A 17,587-nucleotide genomic window follows, 5' to 3' on the forward strand; every position below is an offset into this window, starting at 1 on the left:
GTGGGTCCTCAGGGTGAGGGTCGGGCATCACGCGTAGCTGCGCATCGCCTCGGCGCGGCCGATCGACTCGACCTCGGTGCGCGGACGCAGCCGTGTCAGCGCCAGCATCATGCCGACGCCGTAAGCGAGCGTCACGATGGAGGAGCCGCCATAGGAGATGAACGGCAGCGTCATGCCCTTGGCCGGGATGAGCTGAAGATTGACCGACATGTTGATCGCGGCCTGCACGCCGAACAGGATGGCAAGGCCGGAGGCGGCAAAGCGCGAGAACATGTCCTCATTGGCATAGGCGCGCGACAGCGTGCGGATGACGATGAAGGCGAACAGCGCCAGCATCGCAAGGCACAGGATGATGCCGAACTCTTCGGCCGCGACGGCAAACACGAAGTCGGTGTGGCTGTCCGGCAGGCTGCGCTTGGCGATGCCCTCGCCCGGCCCCAGGCCAAACCATCCGCCGTTGTAGAAGGCTTCCATCGCGGTATCGACCTGGAAGGTGTCGCCAGAAGCCGGATTCATGAATCGCTTGATGCGCCCGGCGACATGCGGAACAAAAAGATAGGCGCTGAACAGGCCGGCGGAGGCGGCGCCCGCAAGCCCGAACACCCAGATCATGCGCATGCCCGCGATGAAGAACAGCGCGCCCCACACCATCAGGATCAGCATGGTCTGGCCGAAATCGGGCTCCATGACGAGGAGCGAGACCAGCATCAACAGCAGCACCAGCGCCATCGAGGTCGCGGGCATCTCAGGCCGCTTGGTCGATTCTGCGAACAGCCAGGCGGCGATGACGACGAATGACGGCTTTGCGGCCTCGGAGGCCTGGATGTTGACGCCGAGCAGCGTGATCCAGCGCCGCGAGCCCTTCACCTCGGGGCCAATGGCGAGCGTCACCACGATGAGTATGATGCTGATCGCGAAGATGATCAGCGCGCTGCGCCGGATCGCACGCGGCGACAGAAACGACACGCCGATCAGGACAATGAAGGACGGCGCCAGAAACATCACGTGCCGGCTGAAGAAGTGGAAGGGATCGAGCCCGATGCGGGTCGCAACCGGCGGGCTCGCCGCCAGCGACAGGATGACGCCAGTCAGCATCAGCGCCAGGATGACGCCGAGCAGCGGCTTGTCGACGGTCCACCACCATTCGGAAAAGGGGGTGCGTTCTTCACGGGAGAGCATGGGGCGGCCGACTTTCGGACAGAGATCAGCCCATTGGTCGCCGAGGTTGGTTTACGGGGGGTTAATGGGATCGATAACTTTGGAAATAGCGCACAGCGCGTCCCCAAATGCTCGTCATGGCCCGGCTTGACCGGGCCATCCAGTACGCCGCGGCCTCGCCGTATTCGTCGCCGTCTCTGGGGAATACTGGGTCGTCCGGTCAAGCCGGACGACGACAGCGGAGTGCAAGGAATAAGTGCACCCTACACCACCGGCTTCACACCCGGCAGCGCCTGGACCAGCTCGCGGTACCTGGCGCCGCGGATCTCGAAATTTCGGTACTGGTCGAAGGAGGCGCAGGCGGGCGAGAGCAGCACGACGGCCTCGCTGATGCCTGATGCTTCCGCGTCGCGCGCGGCGTGCTCGACGGCGACGTCCAGCGTCTGGCTAATCTCGTGGGCGACTCGCGTGCCCAGCGTGCCGGAAAACTCCTGCGCGGCCTCGCCGATCAGATAGGCCTTTCGGATGCGCGGGAAGAAGCTCGTCAAGCTGGTGATGCCGCCCATCTTCGGCTTGCCACCGGCAATCCAGAAGATGTCGGCAAAGGACGACAGCGCATGCGCGGCAGCGTCTGCGTTGGTGCCCTTGGAGTCGTTGACGAACAGCACGTTGCCGCGGCGGCCGACCTGCTCCATGCGATGCGCAAGGCCGGGAAAGCTGCGCAGGCCGTTCTGGAGCACGTCGAGGCTGATGCCCATCGCGAGCGCGGCGGCGGAGGCGCAGGCGGCATTCTGCGCATTGTGCAGGCCGCGCAGCGAACCGATGCCGCCGAGCTTTGCGACCTCGCTGCGGGCGCCGCCCGAGGCGCGGACGATCGTGTCGTGCTCGACATAGATGCCGGTCGCAAGCGGATTTTTGACGGAGATGCGCACCACGTTCTTGCCGGCGCGGTCGAGCCGGTCGGCGATGTCGCGGCACCAGCCGTCGTCGACGCCGACGATCGAGGTGCCGCTCGCTTGCACTCCGGCGACGAGACGCTCCTTCACCGCGGCATAGTGCTGGATGGTGCCGTGGCGGTCGATGTGGTCCTCGCTGACATTGAGCAGAATGCCGGCGGAGGGATCGAGCGACGGCGTGAGATCGATCTGGTAGGACGACATCTCGACGACATGGACGCGGCCCATGCGCGGCTGCTCCAGCGACAGGATCGCGGTGCCGATATTGCCGCCCATCTGGGTGTCGTAGCCGGCAACCTTGGTGAGATGCGCGATCAGCGCCGTGGTGGTGGACTTACCGTTGGTGCCGGTGATGGCGACGAACGGTGCGTTCGGCGCGTGGCGTCGCCGCTCGCGGCAGAACAGCTCGATGTCGCCGATCACCTCGACGCCGGCCTCGCGCGCCCTCAAGACGCTCCAGTGCGGCGCCGGATGGGTGAGCGGCACGCCGGGCGCGAGCACCAGCGCCGAGAAATTCGCCCACGACACGGTGCGCAGTTCGGCGGTGATGAAACCTTCCTGCGCTGCCTTGGCGAGATTGTCGGCACTGTCGTCGCCGGCGATCACCTCGGCGCCGCCGGCTTTCAGGGCGTGGCAGCTTGCGAGGCCCGAGCCGCCGAGCCCGAACACCGCGACCGTCTTGCCGGCAAACGATGTGACCGGGATCATCGATCGATCACCGCAGCTTCAGCGTGGAAAGGCCGGCGAGCGCCAGCATCACCGAGATGATCCAGAAGCGGATCACGATCTGCGGCTCGGTCCAGCCGAGTTGCTCGAAATGGTGATGGATCGGCGCCATCCTGAAGATGCGTTTTCCCGTCAGCTTGAACGAGACGACCTGCACGATCACCGAGACCGCCTCCAGCACGAACAGGCCGCCGATCACGGCGAGCACGATCTCGTGCTTCACCGCAACGGCGATCGAGCCGAGCATGCCGCCGAGCGCCAGCGAACCGGTGTCGCCCATGAAGATCGAGGCCGGCGGTGCGTTGAACCAGAGGAAGCCGAGGCCCGCTCCCAGCAGCGCTCCGCAGAGCACGGCGAGCTCGCCGGTGCCCGCGACATATTTGATCTGGAGGTAATCGGCGAACACGGCGTTACCGGCGAGATAGGCGATCATGGCAAAGCTCGCGGTGGCGATCATCACCGGCACGATGGCGAGGCCGTCGAGACCGTCGGTGAGGTTCACCGCATTGCCGGCGCCGACGATGACGAAGGCGCCGAAGATCACGAAGAACCAGCCGAAATGCAGAACGGTGTCCTTGAGGAAAGGAATCGTCAACGCGGTCGACGCGGGATCGCGATTCAGCCGCACCAGCGCATAGCAGGCGACCAGCGCGATGACCGCCTCGATCAGCAGGCGAAGCTTGCCGCCGAACCCGCTCGTCGTCTGCTTGGTCACCTTGAGGTAATCGTCGTAGAAGCCGACGAAGCCGAAGCCGAGCGTCACCGCGAGCACGATCCAGACATAGGGATTGAGCGGGTTGGCCCACAGCACCGTGCCGACCGTGAGGCCGGACAGGATCATCAGCCCGCCCATGGTGGGCGTGCCCTTCTTGCTGAGATGCGATTGCGGGCCGTCTTCCCGAATCGGCTGGCCCTTGCCCTGGCGGATGCGCAAATGATCGATGATCCAGGGCCCGAACAGGAACACGAACAACGCGCCGGTGACAACGGCACCGCCGGTGCGGAAAGTGATGTAGCGGAAGACGTTCAGCACGGTGCGAAACGCACCGAAGCTCGGAAACGTGTTGGAGAGTTCGATCAGCCAGTAAAACATTCAGACAGTCCTATACCGCCTCATCACATGCGGCCTTGCCGAAAGCGCTTTTGGCGTATTTCGCCGGCTTCCATGGTGTGGTCGGGCGACCCTCAAAAATCGGACGGCCGGTGTTGTGGGATCAGACACGGCGCTTAACCAGTTTACGCCTTTGCCTGCAAGGCAGCCACTAGCCCCGGCACAAACTTGTTGACCCAGAACATCTTTTTGCTGCCCTTGACAACCACGACATCGCCTGCCTTCAGCAGATCTGCGACATCTCGCGGGGCCAGCGTGGCAGGATCGTCATGCCAGCCGAGGCTCTTGGCCAGCGGCAGCTTCTGGTAGAGATGATGCATCAACGGACCGACACAGTAGACGCCGTCGATGCCGTCGAGATGTCTTGCAAGATTCACGTGATAGGACGGCGCGTCAGTTCCCAGCTCGAGCATGTCGCCGATCACGGCGATGCGGCGGCCACTGGTCATGTGGCGCGCCTTGAGACTTTCCAGAGCCGCGGCCATGCTGGCCGGATTGCCGTTAAAGCTGTCGTCGATCACGGTGATGCCGCCGACGGTCTGCTCGACGCCGCGGCCAGTCATGATGCCGACACCATCGAGCCTCGCCGCGAGCGCAGCGGCATCGAGACCGGCCGCGTGAATCGAGGCCAGCGCGGCGAGCGCGTTGTGGACGCGGTGCGGCGCGCCGGGCGTGAGGCTGAAGTCGATCTCCTTGTCGCCGACTTGCGCCCTCACCTGCCAGCTTTCACCATGTGGCGTGTGCCCGAGCTCGCGGACCTCGGTGCCGTCGCCGAAACGGATGACCTTGCCGTTCCATTCGGGCGCGGCGATATCGGCCGGCAACACCAGCACGCCGTCATTCGGCAGGCCGAGTGCGATCGAAACCTTCTCGCGCCGGATGGCTTCGAGCGAGCCGAGCTTTTCCAGATGCACCGGCTGCACGTTGACGACCAGCGCCACCGTCGGCCGCGTCAGCTCGCTCAGTCGCGCGATCTCGCCGGTCTGGTTCATGCCCATCTCGACGACCCAGAGGCTCGCATCAGGCCTCGCATTGCACAGCGTCAGCGGCACGCCCCAGAAATTGTTGAAGCTGGACGGGTTCGCATAGGCGTTCGGGTAGGCGGCGAGATATTCCTTGGTGCTGGTCTTGCCGGCGCTGCCAGTGAGCCCGACGACCGGCCCCGCAAAGCGGGCGCGGGCGGCACGCGCGAGGCCCCAGAGGCCGTCGATCAGCGTGTCCTTGACGATGAGCTGTGGGATGCGGATGCCCGCGATCTCATGCGGCACGATCATCGCGACCGCGCCGGAAGCTTCCGCCTTGTCGGCAAACTCCCAGCCGTCGCGCGCGCTGGCGAAGGCCGAGATGAAGCCGCCGCTAGGCGTGCCGCTCAGCGCGACGAACAGGCTGCCCGGCTTCACCAGGCGGCTGTCCTGGGTGACGAAGTCGATGGCCGTGTCCGGGAACGATCCCGCGATCCCCAGCGCGCGCGCGACCTCGGCAATCGTCCACAATGGCGCGCTCATGAAACCCTCGTCGCTAATGCGGCGGCGACCGCCTCGTGATCGCTGAACGGCAGCACCTGGCCGCCGATGATCTGCCCGGTCTCGTGGCCCTTGCCGGCAATCAGCAGCGCATCGCCCGGCTCGAGCTCCTCGATTGCCGCGCGGATCGCCGCTGCGCGATCACCGATCTCTTTCGCGCCCTTTGCAGCGCCAAGGATTGCGGCGCGAATGGCTTCCGGCTTTTCGCTGCGCGGATTGTCGTCGGTGATGATGACACCGTCGGCATTCTCCGCCGCGATAGCGCCCATGATCGGTCGCTTGCCGGCATCACGATCACCGCCGGCGCCGAACACGACGATCAGCTTGCGTTTGGCATAGGGCCGGAGCGCCTGAAGTGCCTTGACCAATGCATCCGGCTTGTGCGCGTAGTCGACGAAGATCGGCGCGCCATTGCGTTCGCCAACGAGCTCGAGCCGCCCCTTGGCGCCTTCGAGATGTTCGAGGCTCGCAAACACGCCTCCCGCATCGCTGCCGGTGCCGATCGCAAGGCCAGCGGAGACCAGCGCGTTCTCGACCTGGAACGCGCCGACCAGCGGCAGCCTGATCGAATACGCCTTGCCGCGATGCCCGATTGCGAGCGCTTGCGAAAAGCCGTCGACCTTGGCATCGACGAGGCGGATGCCCTCGCCTGCCCCGTCGCCGTTGCGGCCGACCGCCATCACGCGCAGGCCGCGCGACCTCGCGGCCTCGATCGCCTCAGTCGAGCAATCATGATCGGCGGAGATCACAGCCGCGCCGCCAGGTGCGACCAGATCGCGGAACAGCCGCAGCTTCGCTGCAAGATAGTGCGCGATGGTCGGGTGATAGTCCATGTGGTCGCGCGTGAGGTTGGTGAAGCCGCCGGCCGCGACGCGCACGCCGTCGAGGCGATATTGATCGAGCCCGTGCGAGGACGCTTCGAACGCCAGATGCGTGACGCCATCGCGCGCAATCTCATCGAGCTGCCGGTGCAGCGCAATCGGATCGGGCGTCGTCAGCGAGCCGTAGACGGTACGCTTGGGCGAGACAAGGCCGATGGTCCCGATGCTGGCGGACGCGTGGCCGAGCCGCTCCCAGATCTGCCGCGTGAAGGCCGCGACTGAGGTCTTGCCACTGGTGCCGGTCACCGCCGCAATCGTCGCAGGCTGGGCGGGGAAGAATCTTGCCGCGGCCAGAGCCAGCGCACGCCGCGGATTGGAGACCGCGATGAACGGCACCTTGCAGGTATCCGGCGCATGGTCGCCGACGACAGCGACCGCGCCTGCGGCGATCGCCGCGTCGGTGAAGCGTGCGCCGTCGGTCTTGCTGCCGGCGAGCGCGAAGAAGAGATCACCCGGTTTGACGACGCGGCTGTCGAGCGCAAGCCCCGTCGCATCGAGCGCCGCGACGGCGGGCTCGATTGCGGCATCATTGCCCAGAAAATCCTGACCTAGGAGGTCGCGCAGTTTCATGGCCTTCCAGTCGAAATGCCAAGCCGGATCCAGGAGGAAACCCGACTCGGGGCAGCCCGGTTACGGCTTACTGGGTTGTCCTGGATGCTGCAAGAATAAGGCGGTCGGACGGCGGCAGGTTGAAACGGGGCTCGATCCCGAGCAGCGGCGCGATCCGCTCGATCACCTTGCCGCCCGTGGGCACCGCGTTCCAGCCCGAGGTAATCAAGCCATAGGTCTCTTTCAGAGGCTGCGGCTCGTCCAGCATGATCAGGAGCTGGTATTTCGGATTGTCCGCCGGCAGGATCGCGGTGAAGGCGTTGAGCACACGCTTCTTGGCGTAGTGGCCGTTGATGACCTTTTCGGCCGTGCCGGTCTTGCCGCCGATGTAATAGCCGGGAACGTCGGCCTTCTTGGCGGTACCGACCTCGGCGTTGAGCCGCATCAGATAGCGCATCTTGTCCGAGGTCTCGGGCTTGATGACGCGCTTTGCCATCGCCATCGCCTCGGCCTCCGTGCGCTTCAAGAAGGTCGGCGGAATGAGATAGCCGCCATTGACCAGCGCATCGATGCCCATCACCGCCTGCAGCGGCGCGACCGCGATGCCGTGACCGAAGGAGATGGTCACCGTGTTGAGCTCCGCCCAGCGCTTCGGCACGATCGGCGAGGCGCTCTCCGGCAATTCGGTGCGGAGCCGCTCGAGCTGCCCCATCTTGCGCAGGAAGGCCTTGTGCGCCTCGACGCCTTGCGAGAGCGCGATGCGCGCCGCACCGACGTTGGAGGAGTAATAGAACACTTCCTTCATGCTGATGAAGCGGCCGAGCGCGTGATCGTCATGAATGGCGAACTTGCCGTAGTGCAGCGGCCCGCGCGCGTCCCACATCGAATTGAGATCGACCTTGCCGGAGTCGAGCGCCATGGCGAGCGTAAAGGCCTTGAAGGTCGAGCCCATCTCGTAGACGCCGGTGGTCAGGCGGTTGATGCGATCGGGGTCGTGGGCTTCCTTCGGGTTGTTCGGGTCGAAGTCCGGCACCGAGACCATCGCCACGATCTCGCCGGTCTTGACGTTGGAGACGAGGCCCGACGCCGCCTTGGCGTGAAACTTCTCCTTCGCCTTCAACAGTTCGTCGCGCAGCGCGTGCTCGACGCGCAAGTCCACCGACAGCTCGATCGGCTTTTGCAGGCGGTCGGTGGCAAAGCCCGCACGGTGGAGATCGGCGAGCCCGTTATTGTCGAGCCACTTCTCCATGCCGGCGATGCCCTGGTTGTCGATGTTGACGAGACCGATGAGGTGGGCGACCTCGTTGCCGGTTGGATAGACGCGCTTGTTCTCGCGCAGGAACCCGATGCCGGGAATGCCGAGCTTGTGGATCTCCTGCTGCTGCTTCGGCGTGATCTCGCGCTTCAGCCAGACGAACCCCTTTCGCGCGGATAGCCGCTCGCGTACCTCGGCCTCGTCGAGGTCAGACACGGTGGCGGTCAGGAGTTCGATCGCCTCGTCCTTGTCGATGATGCGGCGCGGTTCGCCGAACAGGCTCGGCGCCTTGACGTCGGTGGCAAGGATCTCGCCGTTGCGATCGACGATGTCGGGCCGCGCGGTCGCAACCACGTCCTGCGCGCCGCCGCGCCGTGCGCTGTGGACGTCGGCACCGATGGCGAACATCACGAGACGGCCGCCGATTAGCGCATAGACGGCCGAAAACGCCAGGATCGCAAGGCCCACGCGCGCACGCGCCTTCGCCGCGCGATCGACGTTGCGCCCGTAGAGCAGGCTGCGGATCAGCCGCTGACGCCAAGGCTCGGTTGCCCGCTGCGCCGGCTTTGCGGGTTTGCCCGGAGTGGCGGCGCTCATTGCTTGTCCTGCGGCTCTCGCACCGAACCCGTGACCGTGTCGGCATCGGTCGCAGCTTCAATGGTGTTGATCATGGCGCCGATCGGATCGGGCTCGCCGGGCTTGACCAGCCGCGGCGGGCGGTCGGGCAGGTTCTTCAGCTGATCGTATTGCGTGCCATTGACCGGCTTGAGCGGCAGATGCCGCTCGGCAAGTCCTTGCAGCCGCAATGGCGCATCGAGCTTGGCCCATTCGGAGCGCAATGCGGCGATGGCATCGCGCTGCTCGCGGATGTCGGCATGCAGGCGCAGCACTCGCTCGGTGCGCGCGGTGGACTCCATCTTGATCCGGTAGACATAGGCCGCGGCGAAGATCAGCGCGCCGATGACCAAGAGGTGAATGATGCGCATGCGCTAGCCGCCCCTCATGACATCGGAAAGGCTCGGCCAGGACGATGACTCGCCCTCGGCATGCGCGGCAGAGGCGGTCCGCTCGGCGGCGCGCAACTTGGCGGAACGCGCGCGCGGATTGTGCGCGACCTCATCTTCGCCAGCGACGACCGGACGCCGCGTCAGGAGCTGGAAACTCGGCGGCACCTGCGCGACCTCGGGCAAATGCCGCGAGCCCCCGCCGGTCTTGGCGCGTTCGCTGAGGAAATTCTTGACGATGCGGTCTTCCAGCGAATGGAAGGAAACCACGACCAGCCGCCCGCCAGGCCTCAGCACGCGCTCGGCGGCTGCAAGCGCCGTCTGAAGCTCTTCGAGCTCTTCATTAACGAAGATGCGCAAGCCCTGGAACGTCCGCGTCGCCGGATGGATGTCGCCGGGCTTCGAGCGCACGACTCGTGCAACGAGATCGGCGAGCGCGCGCGTGGTCGTGATCGGTGCTTCCTGCCGTGCTGCGACGATGGCGCGCGCGACTTTGCGCGAATGCCGCTCCTCGCCGAAGAGGTAGATGATGTCGGCAAGATCGCTCTCGGACGCCTTTGCGACGACGTCCGCTGCGGTCGGTCCAGCCTGCCCCATCCGCATGTCGAGGGGACCGTCGAGCCGGAACGAGAAGCCGCGGCCGGCCTGGTCGAGCTGCATCGAGGAGACGCCGACGTCCATGACGACACCGTCGACGGCGTCAACGCCTTGCGCGGCGCAGACCTCGGCGAGATTCGAGAAGCGGTCTTCGACCAAGATAAGGCGCCCGCCAGAGCGGTCGACCAGGTCAAAGCCACCGGCGATCGCGGTGCGATCGCGATCGATGCCGATGATACGAGTTCCCGGCATATCCAGGATGGCGTGGCTGTAGCCGCCGCCACCGAAGGTCGCATCGACATAGACGCCACCCTCGCGCGGCGCGAGATGCTCGATCGCCTCACGGCCGAGAACGGGAATGTGGGCAGCCGAACTCATGCGCCCGGCTCGCAAGCGGCGCGGGCGAGAACGATGGTTAACGCGTCCATCACGTCTCGAATTGTTCCGCTTCGCGGCGGTTCCACGGCTCAACCCCTGTACGGCGCGCTCGCCCAGCCCGGCGGTCCCAGGCTGCAGACCCTGTTTTCCGCATGGAATTTGTCGGGCAGCCATGGGATTTCGAACAAAAAACGCGTTGGCCACCTCCGGACGCGGGGCGGCTCTTCACTCTCAGTAACGGCCCTTAGCGTTAAGAAAGCGTTGATGGTTCGATTACAAGTCAAAAAGGTAAAATCCGTGGTGATGCGTCATCCACACACATCGGACAAAATGCGCCCGTTAACCGAAGCCGGCGATTGCGCCGCCGCAAGGGTAAAGGAATAGTAAAGTGAAGGGCTTGAAGCGCCCGCCGCTCTCTCTGATTGAGCGTTATTCCGATTGAGCCCCATAATGTCGTCCGGTTCGTCCGCGTCATCAGGATCTGATTCGAAGCGTCAACGCGTGCTCCCGGTTCCCAAGGCCGCGGCGAGCATGCGGACGTTCGATCCCGACTCCTCCATCGTCTCCGACATCATCCCCTCTCCGAACTATGGCGAGCGCAACAAGGCCCGCCAGCCGGACATGATCCTCTTGCACTACACCGGCATGCCCGATGTCGAGGGCGCGCTGGCGCGGCTGTGCACGGCGGGCACCGAGGTGTCGGCTCACTATGTCGTGCTTGAGGACGGCCGCATCGTGCAATGCGTGCCGGAGAGCAAGCGCGCCTGGCACGCCGGCGTCTCGTCATGGGCGGGTGAGGACGACGTCAATTCCTGCTCGATCGGCATCGAGATCGTCAATCGCGGCCATGACTGGGGCTACCCGGAATTTCCGCTGCGCCAGATCGCTGCCGTAATCGCGCTCTGCCGCGGCATCATGCTCCGCCGCAAGGTGGCGCCGCATCGGGTGCTCGGCCATTCCGACGTCGCGCCGGCGCGCAAGAAGGATCCCGGCGAGAAATTCCCGTGGCACTCGCTGGCCAATTCCGGCGTCGGTCACTGGGTGACGCCCGCGCCTATCGTGCGCGGCGAAAGTCTGATGCTCGGCACCATCAGCGACGAGGTGCTGAGCCTGCAGCAGGCGCTCGCCAAATATGGCTACGGCATCCCGCTCACCGGCAAGTACGATGCAACGACGATGGAGGTCGTCACCGCCTTCCAGCGCCATTTCCGCCCGGCGCGGCTGGATGGTGTCGTCGATCATTCGACGCTGTCGACATTGCAGGCACTGCTGGCGAGCTTGCCGGCCGAAGGCACGACCGTCGCGTCGAAGTGACGGCGGCGGTCGAGCAGCTCACTCTCATGTCCCGGACGCGCGACAACGCCCTCGCGTTGGCGCGCAGAGCCGGGACCCAGTGGCAACGCGGTCCGCTGCGGTGAGATGGGCCCCGGCTCTGCAGCGCATCGCCAAAGAGGCGCTGCGTCCGGGGCACGAAGGCGGAATTCGAGGCGGTTAATCCAACTCCCTGATCCTTCGCGCATACAGCCTCCGCAGCGGCGCGAGCTGCGTCGCCGCCGTCGCCGCAACATATGCCTGTCGCGCCTCTTCCTTCCGGTCGAGCCGTCGCAACAAATCAGCGCGCACCGCAGGCAGCAGCTCATAGCCGTCCAGCCCGCCGCGCGCTGCGATCGCGTCGACGAGATCAAGCGCGCGTGCGGGGCCGTCGACCATCGACACGGCCGCCGCATGATTGAGCTCGATCACCGGCGACGGGCTGATCCGTAACAGCACTTCGTAGAGTCCGGCGATCTGCGGCCAGTCAGTCTCCTCATAACTTGGCGCCCGCGCATGGAGCGCAGCAATCGCCGCCTGCACGGCGTAGGGCTGCGGCCGGCCGGGCAAGCGCAGCGCATCGTCGACCAGGCGCAAGCCTTCTTCGATCTGCGCACGATCCCACAGCGTACGGTCCTGCTCCTCCAGCAGCACGATGTCGCCGGCCGACGTCTCGCGCCCGGCGCGCCGCGCATCGTGCAGCAGCATCAGGGACAGCAGACCCTTGATCTCGCTGCGCCCTGGCATCAAGCGATCGAGCAGCCGGCCAAGCCGGATAGCCTCGATCGCAAGATCAGGTCGCATCAGGTCTGCACCCGACGTCGCGACATAGCCTTCGGTGAAGACGAGATAGATGACGGCAAGAACGCCGCACAGCCGCGGCGCGAGTGCGTCGCGCTCCGGCACCTCATAGGGAATGCCGGCGAGCCTGATCTTCTGCTTGGCACGGACGAGACGCTGCCCCATCGCCTCCTCGCTGACGAGAAATGCGCGCGCGACCTGCGCGGTGGTGAGTCCGCATACCGTGCGCAGCGTGAGCGCGACCTGGACTTCGGGCGCAAACGCAGGATGACAGCAGGTGAAGATCAGCCGCAACATATCGTCGTCGAGCATCGTCGCCGGCTCGTCGGGCGCTTGCGCATCCAGCGTGAGCTCATGCACGAGCGCCTGCTGCTTGCCGCGAAACGCGACCTGGCGACGAATGCGGTCGATTGCCTTGTTGCGCCCGACATTGACGAGCCAGGCGCGCGGGTTGTCGGGCACCTCGCATGCAGACCACCGCTCCAGTGCAACCGCAAAAGCGTCCTGGAGTGCATCTTCAGCGAGATCGAAATCACCGACGAGGCGGATCAGCGTGGCCAGCGCCCGCCCCGCCTCGTCGCGAAAGACCTTGTCGATGTCTGCGGACGAGATCACTTGTAGATCATGATCGGACGAACCTCGATCGATCCGTACCTGGCACCGGGAATCCGCGCGGCGAGTGCGATCGCGGCGTCGAGATCCTTGGCTTCGACCAGATAGTAGCCGCCGAGTTGCTCGCGCGTCTCCGCGAAGGGACCATCGGTCGTCAGGGTCTTGCCGTCGCGCACACGCACGGTGGTCGCGGTCGTCGTCGGCTGCAGCCCGTCGCCGGCCTTGAAATGGCCGCTCTGGACGATGGATTGCGTGTAGACACCGTACTCCGCCGACATCTCCTGCCGGTCCTCGGGCGTCATCTTGCCCAGGTCAGCTTCGTTCCGATAAATCAGCAGCAGATACTGCATCGCTCACTCCTGTTGTTCGGCTGGATCGCCGACATCCGGTCGAACGGGGCGCACATCAAACGACATCTTCAGGATAAATTATTTTGGATGCCGCGTGGACGCCGATATCGCCTTGACGAAACCGTCATAAATGCCCATTGCGTACACCGTCAGTCGGCCGGACGGCCGCCCCTGCAAGTGCCGAAAGGCCGCCGGGGAGGAAAGTCCGGGCTCCCTTGACATGCGGTGCCGGATAACGTCCGGCGGGGGCGACCCTAGGGAAAGTGCCACAGAGAACGAACCGCCCCGCTTGCCTTCGGGCTTTGCGGGGCAAGGGTGAAAAGGTGCGGTAAGAGCGCACCGCGGTTCCGGCAACGGAGCCGGCATGGCAAACCCCACCGGGAGCAAAACCGAATAGGGACGGCTTAAGCGGGCTGTTCGCGAAAGCGATAACGCCGCGGGGCGATGTCAGGCCCGCCGTCCGGGTAGGTTGCTCGAGGCAATGTGCAAACATTGTCCCAGAGGAATGGCCGTCACGTATCGCCGGCGCAAGCAGGCGGTGCCCTACAGAACCCGGCTTACAGGCCGGCTGATGCTCTAAAGCGTTTTCGAGCGAAGTGGTTTTCCGGTTCGCGTGAAGAAAGCGTGTCTTACTGAGGAAGCGACGAGGGGTTCGATGCCGACGCATCGGACCCCTCACCACTTCAAGGGCCGTCATTCCGGGGCTCGCGACTTGTCCGCCGAAGCTCGACGAGCGAAGGCGGAAGCGAGAACCCGGAATCCATCGGGCCGCAGGGCTGGTGGATGAATGATTCCGGGCTCGCGACTTCGTCGCGCCCCGGAATGACGATCGTGGTTACTCTACGATCTTCTCAAGCACCGCCATCAATGCCTCCGGCGCCGTGACGTTCGGCGCGTGGCTGGCGTCGATCTCGAAATGGCGCCAGCCGGCCTCGCTCTTCGTGCGCTTGGCGAACTGCCCGAACACGTCGCCAGGTGGAATGCGCGTGCAGTAGATGTAGCTGCGCGGCATCGTCGGCTCGCCGTGTCCAAGCTTCAGCTTCGTCTCGAAGCATTTCACCGGCATGCTGACGCGGCGGGCGTTTAGCCAGTCGAGATCGGCTTGCGGCGTATCCGGCGGCGGCGGGTTGGGCGGGATGCGGTAGCCATCGCCTGCGGCAGCGGCTTTTCGCATCGGCTCGCGCCCCTGCTCATTCAGATCGAACAGCGACTGGCCGTCGCGCGGCACGAAGGCGTCGACATAGATCAGTTGCGTGATGCGGTCGCGGGCGCGATCGGCAACGCCGGTCGCGACCATGCCGCCATAGCTGTGGCCAAGCAGCACGATGTCGCTGAGGTCGTCGAACTTGATGACGTTGAGGATGTCCTGGATATGCGTCTCCAGGTCAATCGAAGGATTTGCAAGATGCGACCGCTCGCCGAGACCGGTGTAGGTCGGCGCCACCAGACGATGGCCCGCCTGCGCCATCAGCGGATGCATCTTCTTCCAGACCCACCCGCCGGACCAGGCGCCATGACACAGCAGGAAGGTTTTGGGCGAGCGTGCGGTCACCGGCATTTCCATCGTTCTTGCTTGATACGATGAAGTCTAGCGGCCGACCGCGCGATGTAAACGTCGCGGGGCGTGCTCAGGCCGCTCGCGATGCAGCTTTGGCCTTGACGAGCACCGGCGTGAGCCGGCCGGCTTCGCGGCGCCGCTTGGCTTCCTCGAAGCCGTGCATGCCGACCTGCCATTGCAGTCCGACGATGGCGCCCTTGGTCGGCTGCAACAAAGCGAGCGAAGCAAACAACGTCACCGGTAGCCACACCGCCAATTGCAGCCAGACCGGCGGTGCATAAGCCGTTTCGATCGCGAGGATCGCCGGCACCACGAGGTGGCCGACCACGACGATGACGAGATAGGCTGGGAAATCATCGGCCCGATGGTGAAAGAGCTCCTCGCCGCAGACCTCGCAGCTGTCGGCCACTTTCAGGAAGCGCTTGAACAAATGGCCTTCGCCGCAATGCGGACACCTGCCGCAAAACCCGCGCCACATCGCCTTCGCCAGAGAGACTGAACCGGTCGCCATGACCACACCTCTTTCTTTCCAACGATCCATACAATACTATCTTGCATCCATACATTCAAAGAAAATGGTCAGATTTGCATGGATTGGATCCCTACAATCTCCGAGCTCAGCGGCCCGCGCTATCAGCGCATCGTCGACGCCATGGAGGCCGACATCGCCGCAGGCAGGCTGCTGCGCGGCCAGCAACTGCCGACGCAGCGCGCGCTGGCGAAGGCGCTTGGCATCGATCTCACCACGGTGACGCGCGCCTATACCGAGGCACGGCGGCGCGGGATTTTGGAGGCACGGGTCGGACAGGGCTCGTTCGTCTCGGAGACCAGCGCGCGACGAACGGTCGACCTGCCCCACCCGGTCACGATCGATCTGTCGATGAACGTGCCACCGCATCCACTGGAGGCGCAGCTCGACGAACGCATCCTTGCAAGCCTCGAGGCGATCCGCCAGCAATCCGGCCTCACCGCCTATCTCAACTATCAACCACCCGGCGGCAGCGCGCACGAGCTCGACGTCGCCGCAAAGTGGATGCGTACGCGCGTTCCCCACGTCCGCCCCGACCGGCTCGTGATCTTTCCGGGCACGCAGACGATCCTGTTCAACCTCATCGCCCATCTCACCGGGCCCGGCGATGTCGTGTTGACGGAAGCCCTCACCTTTCCCGGCATCAAGGCGGTCGCCGCGCGGCTCGGCGTCAAACTGGTCGGCATTGCGATGGATGAAGGCGGCATCCTTCCGGACGCACTGACCAGGGCGTGCCGGGAGCACAGGCCGAAGGCGGTCTATCTCGTTCCGACGCTGCACAATCCGACTACCGCGACGCTTTCGGCCGAGCGGCGGAACGCAATTGCCAAGATTGTCCGCGACGCCGATACGACGCTGATCGAGGACGATGCCTATGGCCTGCTCGACCGTTCGGCCTCGCCGATAGCCAATCTCATTCCGGAGCGGACTTATCTTGCCACCACGCTTTCCAAATGCATCGCGCCGGCGCTGCGCGTGGCCTATCTGGTGACGCCCGACGCCGACGCGCAGCAACGGATGCGCAGCTTTCTTCAGGCAACAGTGCAGATGCCCGCGCCGCTGATGGTTGCGCTCGTTACCCATTGGCTCGAGACCGGTGTCGCCGACCGCATCATCACGGCGATCCGCAACGAGGCGATTGGCCGTCAGCAGCTCGCGCAACGCGCGCTGAAAGGTCTTCAGTTCCTGGCCAAACCTGCCGCGCATCATCTCTGGCTGCGGCTGCCGGAGGGGCGGAGCCGGACGGAGATATCAGCGCAACTGCTGCGCAACGGGCTTGCCGTCATCGCCAGCGACGCCTTCGTGGTCGGCGATCATCCGCCGCATGCGGCGCGACTATCGCTTGGCGCGGCGCGCAATCGCGCCGAGCTCGGCCAGGCGTTGCAAATTCTCCTCAGTGCGCTGCACGGATCGGTCGACGCCAGGCAGATCGTCTAGTACACCGCCCATGACAACAAGGACATTGGTGTGGATACGCTCAGCTACGCGCTGTTGCTTTTTGGCGCATTGGCCGGCGGCTTCGTCTCGGGGCTGGCCGGTTTCGGCACGGCTCTGATGGCGCTCGGCGTCTGGCTCTACGTACTGCCGCCGTCGCTCGCCGTGCCGCTGGTGCTGATCTGTTCGGTCATCGCGCAAGCGTCCACGCTGCCCTCGATGTGGAAGAGCTTTGATCTCTCGCTGGTCTGGCCATTCCTGATCGGCGGACTTGCCGGTGTGCCGCTGGGAACCATGATGGTCGCCCAGGCCGACCCAAAAGTGTTCAAGCTCAGCATCGGCGTGCTGCTGCTGATCTTTCCAACCGCGCTCTATCTCAACAAACGGCCGCTCGCCTTCACGTTCGGCGGCAGGATCGCCGATGGCGCGATCGGTTTCGCCGGCGGCATCTTGGGCGGACTTGCGGGGTTGTCGGGACCGCTGCCGATCCTGTGGGCCAACATCCGCGGCTGGAACAAGCATGAGCGGCGCGGCATCTTCCAGCTCTTCAATTTCACGGTGCTGGCAGCCGCGCTGGTGTTGCAGACAGCGTCAGGCTTCGTCGCGACGCAGGTGATCTGGCTCGCGCTGATTGCGTTTCCGGCCACGCTGGTCGGCGCCTGGTGTGGCGCGCGCGTCTACCACGCGCTCAGCGACAAGCATTTTGGCGATATCGTGCTCGGCCTGTTATTCCTGTCGGGTGTCGGCCTCGTCTGGAACAGCGTGAGCGCGCACTAATCTTACTGTGTCATAAAATCATCCGCACGGTACGTCTTTGGATGAGAGCAGTACAGCACGGACATCGTCGCAGGCGA

Annotated in this window: 15 protein-coding genes and 1 other RNA gene; 4 read left to right on the top strand and 12 right to left on the bottom strand. The window is 64.9% G+C overall.

Annotation, left to right across the window (positions count from 1 at the left end; translation table 11 throughout):
• Nucleotides 1-27: 27 nt before the first annotated feature.
• The 8 genes from ftsW to rsmH all read right to left on the bottom strand — a co-directional run bounded on the left by ftsW (nt 28) and on the right by rsmH (nt 10,138).
• Nucleotides 28-1,179: a putative lipid II flippase FtsW gene (ftsW, locus tag SO180_RS13480; RefSeq protein ID WP_449379309.1), complete on the bottom strand. Its 1,152-nt coding sequence runs from the start codon at nt 1,177-1,179 to the stop codon at nt 28-30.
• Nucleotides 1,180-1,421: 242 nt separating this feature from the next.
• Nucleotides 1,422-2,822, bottom strand: a complete 1,401-nt coding sequence (gene murD / locus SO180_RS13485) for a UDP-N-acetylmuramoyl-L-alanine--D-glutamate ligase (protein WP_449379310.1) — start codon at nt 2,820-2,822, stop codon at nt 1,422-1,424.
• 7 nt (nt 2,823-2,829) lie between these two features.
• Nucleotides 2,830-3,933 (bottom strand): phospho-N-acetylmuramoyl-pentapeptide-transferase, encoded by a 1,104-nt coding sequence (gene mraY, locus SO180_RS13490; RefSeq protein WP_449379311.1) that lies wholly within the window; start codon nt 3,931-3,933, stop codon nt 2,830-2,832.
• Nucleotides 3,934-4,076: 143 nt separating this feature from the next.
• Entirely contained in the window at nt 4,077-5,456 is a 1,380-nt protein-coding gene (locus SO180_RS13495; RefSeq protein ID WP_449379312.1) for a UDP-N-acetylmuramoyl-tripeptide--D-alanyl-D-alanine ligase, read from the bottom strand.
• Complete coding sequence (locus SO180_RS13500) at nt 5,453-6,925, bottom strand: UDP-N-acetylmuramoyl-L-alanyl-D-glutamate--2,6-diaminopimelate ligase (RefSeq protein ID WP_449379313.1); 1,473 nt, start codon at nt 6,923-6,925, stop codon at nt 5,453-5,455. The genes SO180_RS13495 and SO180_RS13500 overlap by 4 nt, the downstream gene beginning before the upstream one ends.
• Nucleotides 6,926-6,992: 67 nt before the next feature.
• Nucleotides 6,993-8,756, bottom strand: a complete 1,764-nt coding sequence (locus tag SO180_RS13505; RefSeq protein WP_449379314.1) for a peptidoglycan D,D-transpeptidase FtsI family protein — start codon at nt 8,754-8,756, stop codon at nt 6,993-6,995.
• Entirely contained in the window at nt 8,753-9,145 is a 393-nt protein-coding gene (gene ftsL / locus SO180_RS13510; protein ID WP_449379315.1) for a cell division protein FtsL, read from the bottom strand. Before ftsL ends, SO180_RS13505 begins: the two co-directional genes overlap by 4 nt.
• A gap of 3 nt (nt 9,146-9,148) precedes the next feature.
• Entirely contained in the window at nt 9,149-10,138 is a 990-nt protein-coding gene (gene rsmH, locus SO180_RS13515; protein WP_449379316.1) for a 16S rRNA (cytosine(1402)-N(4))-methyltransferase RsmH, read from the bottom strand.
• 450 nt (nt 10,139-10,588) lie between these two features.
• Here rsmH and SO180_RS13520 point away from each other — a divergent pair, with 450 nt between their 5' ends.
• Nucleotides 10,589-11,452 carry an N-acetylmuramoyl-L-alanine amidase gene (locus tag SO180_RS13520; RefSeq protein WP_449379317.1) on the top strand — a complete coding sequence of 288 codons (864 nt, stop codon included), beginning with the start codon at nt 10,589-10,591 and terminating at the stop codon, nt 11,450-11,452.
• Between the two features lie 177 nt (nt 11,453-11,629).
• Here the strand turns inward: SO180_RS13520 and SO180_RS13525 are convergent, their stop codons facing one another.
• Together SO180_RS13525 and SO180_RS13530 are read right to left on the bottom strand one after the other, a co-directional pair.
• On the bottom strand, nt 11,630-12,865 hold the full coding sequence (locus SO180_RS13525; RefSeq protein WP_449379318.1) for an RNA polymerase sigma factor: 1,236 nt from the start codon (nt 12,863-12,865) through the stop codon (nt 11,630-11,632).
• Nucleotides 12,862-13,212, bottom strand: coding sequence for a YciI family protein (locus SO180_RS13530; protein WP_449379319.1), 351 nt, complete (start codon nt 13,210-13,212; stop codon nt 12,862-12,864). Before SO180_RS13530 ends, SO180_RS13525 begins: the two co-directional genes overlap by 4 nt.
• 149 nt (nt 13,213-13,361) lie before the next feature.
• Between SO180_RS13530 and rnpB the strand changes: the two genes are divergently transcribed.
• Nucleotides 13,362-13,788: RNase P RNA component class A (gene rnpB, locus SO180_RS13535), an RNA gene on the top strand.
• A gap of 259 nt (nt 13,789-14,047) precedes the next feature.
• Here rnpB and SO180_RS13540 read toward each other — a convergent pair.
• Nucleotides 14,048-14,776 carry an alpha/beta fold hydrolase gene (locus SO180_RS13540; RefSeq protein ID WP_449379320.1) on the bottom strand — a complete coding sequence of 243 codons (729 nt, stop codon included), beginning with the start codon at nt 14,774-14,776 and terminating at the stop codon, nt 14,048-14,050.
• Between the two features lie 64 nt (nt 14,777-14,840).
• Nucleotides 14,841-15,281, bottom strand: a complete 441-nt coding sequence (locus SO180_RS13545) for a DUF983 domain-containing protein (RefSeq protein ID WP_449379321.1) — start codon at nt 15,279-15,281, stop codon at nt 14,841-14,843.
• A gap of 78 nt (nt 15,282-15,359) precedes the next feature.
• Between SO180_RS13545 and SO180_RS13550 the strand changes: the two genes are divergently transcribed.
• Entirely contained in the window at nt 15,360-16,736 is a 1,377-nt protein-coding gene (locus SO180_RS13550; protein WP_449379322.1) for an aminotransferase-like domain-containing protein, read from the top strand.
• Nucleotides 16,737-16,766: 30 nt separating this feature from the next.
• Nucleotides 16,767-17,510 carry a sulfite exporter TauE/SafE family protein gene (locus tag SO180_RS13555; RefSeq protein ID WP_449379323.1) on the top strand — a complete coding sequence of 248 codons (744 nt, stop codon included), beginning with the start codon at nt 16,767-16,769 and terminating at the stop codon, nt 17,508-17,510.
• The last annotated feature ends 77 nt before the right edge of the window (nt 17,511-17,587 follow it).

It is taken from the genome of Bradyrhizobium sp. UFLA05-112 (assembly GCF_053572325.1).

What these genes read in the sequence shown, in the direction of transcription:
- ftsW (WP_449379309.1), bottom strand. Translation starts at nt 1,179, where the DNA reads ATGCTCTCCCGTGAAGAACGCACCCCCTTTTCCGAATGGTGGTGGACC.
- murD (WP_449379310.1), bottom strand. Translation starts at nt 2,822, where the DNA reads ATGATCCCGGTCACATCGTTTGCCGGCAAGACGGTCGCGGTGTTCGGG.
- mraY (WP_449379311.1), bottom strand. Translation starts at nt 3,933, where the DNA reads ATGTTTTACTGGCTGATCGAACTCTCCAACACGTTTCCGAGCTTCGGT.
- SO180_RS13495 (WP_449379312.1), bottom strand. Translation starts at nt 5,456, where the DNA reads ATGAGCGCGCCATTGTGGACGATTGCCGAGGTCGCGCGCGCGCTGGGG.
- SO180_RS13500 (WP_449379313.1), bottom strand. Translation starts at nt 6,925, where the DNA reads ATGAAACTGCGCGACCTCCTAGGTCAGGATTTTCTGGGCAATGATGCC.
- SO180_RS13505 (WP_449379314.1), bottom strand. Translation starts at nt 8,756, where the DNA reads ATGAGCGCCGCCACTCCGGGCAAACCCGCAAAGCCGGCGCAGCGGGCA.
- ftsL (WP_449379315.1), bottom strand. Translation starts at nt 9,145, where the DNA reads ATGCGCATCATTCACCTCTTGGTCATCGGCGCGCTGATCTTCGCCGCG.
- rsmH (WP_449379316.1), bottom strand. Translation starts at nt 10,138, where the DNA reads ATGAGTTCGGCTGCCCACATTCCCGTTCTCGGCCGTGAGGCGATCGAG.
- SO180_RS13520 (WP_449379317.1), top strand. Translation starts at nt 10,589, where the DNA reads ATGTCGTCCGGTTCGTCCGCGTCATCAGGATCTGATTCGAAGCGTCAA.
- SO180_RS13530 (WP_449379319.1), bottom strand. Translation starts at nt 13,212, where the DNA reads ATGCAGTATCTGCTGCTGATTTATCGGAACGAAGCTGACCTGGGCAAG.
- SO180_RS13540 (WP_449379320.1), bottom strand. Translation starts at nt 14,776, where the DNA reads ATGGAAATGCCGGTGACCGCACGCTCGCCCAAAACCTTCCTGCTGTGT.
- SO180_RS13545 (WP_449379321.1), bottom strand. Translation starts at nt 15,281, where the DNA reads ATGGCGACCGGTTCAGTCTCTCTGGCGAAGGCGATGTGGCGCGGGTTT.
- SO180_RS13550 (WP_449379322.1), top strand. Translation starts at nt 15,360, where the DNA reads ATGGATTGGATCCCTACAATCTCCGAGCTCAGCGGCCCGCGCTATCAG.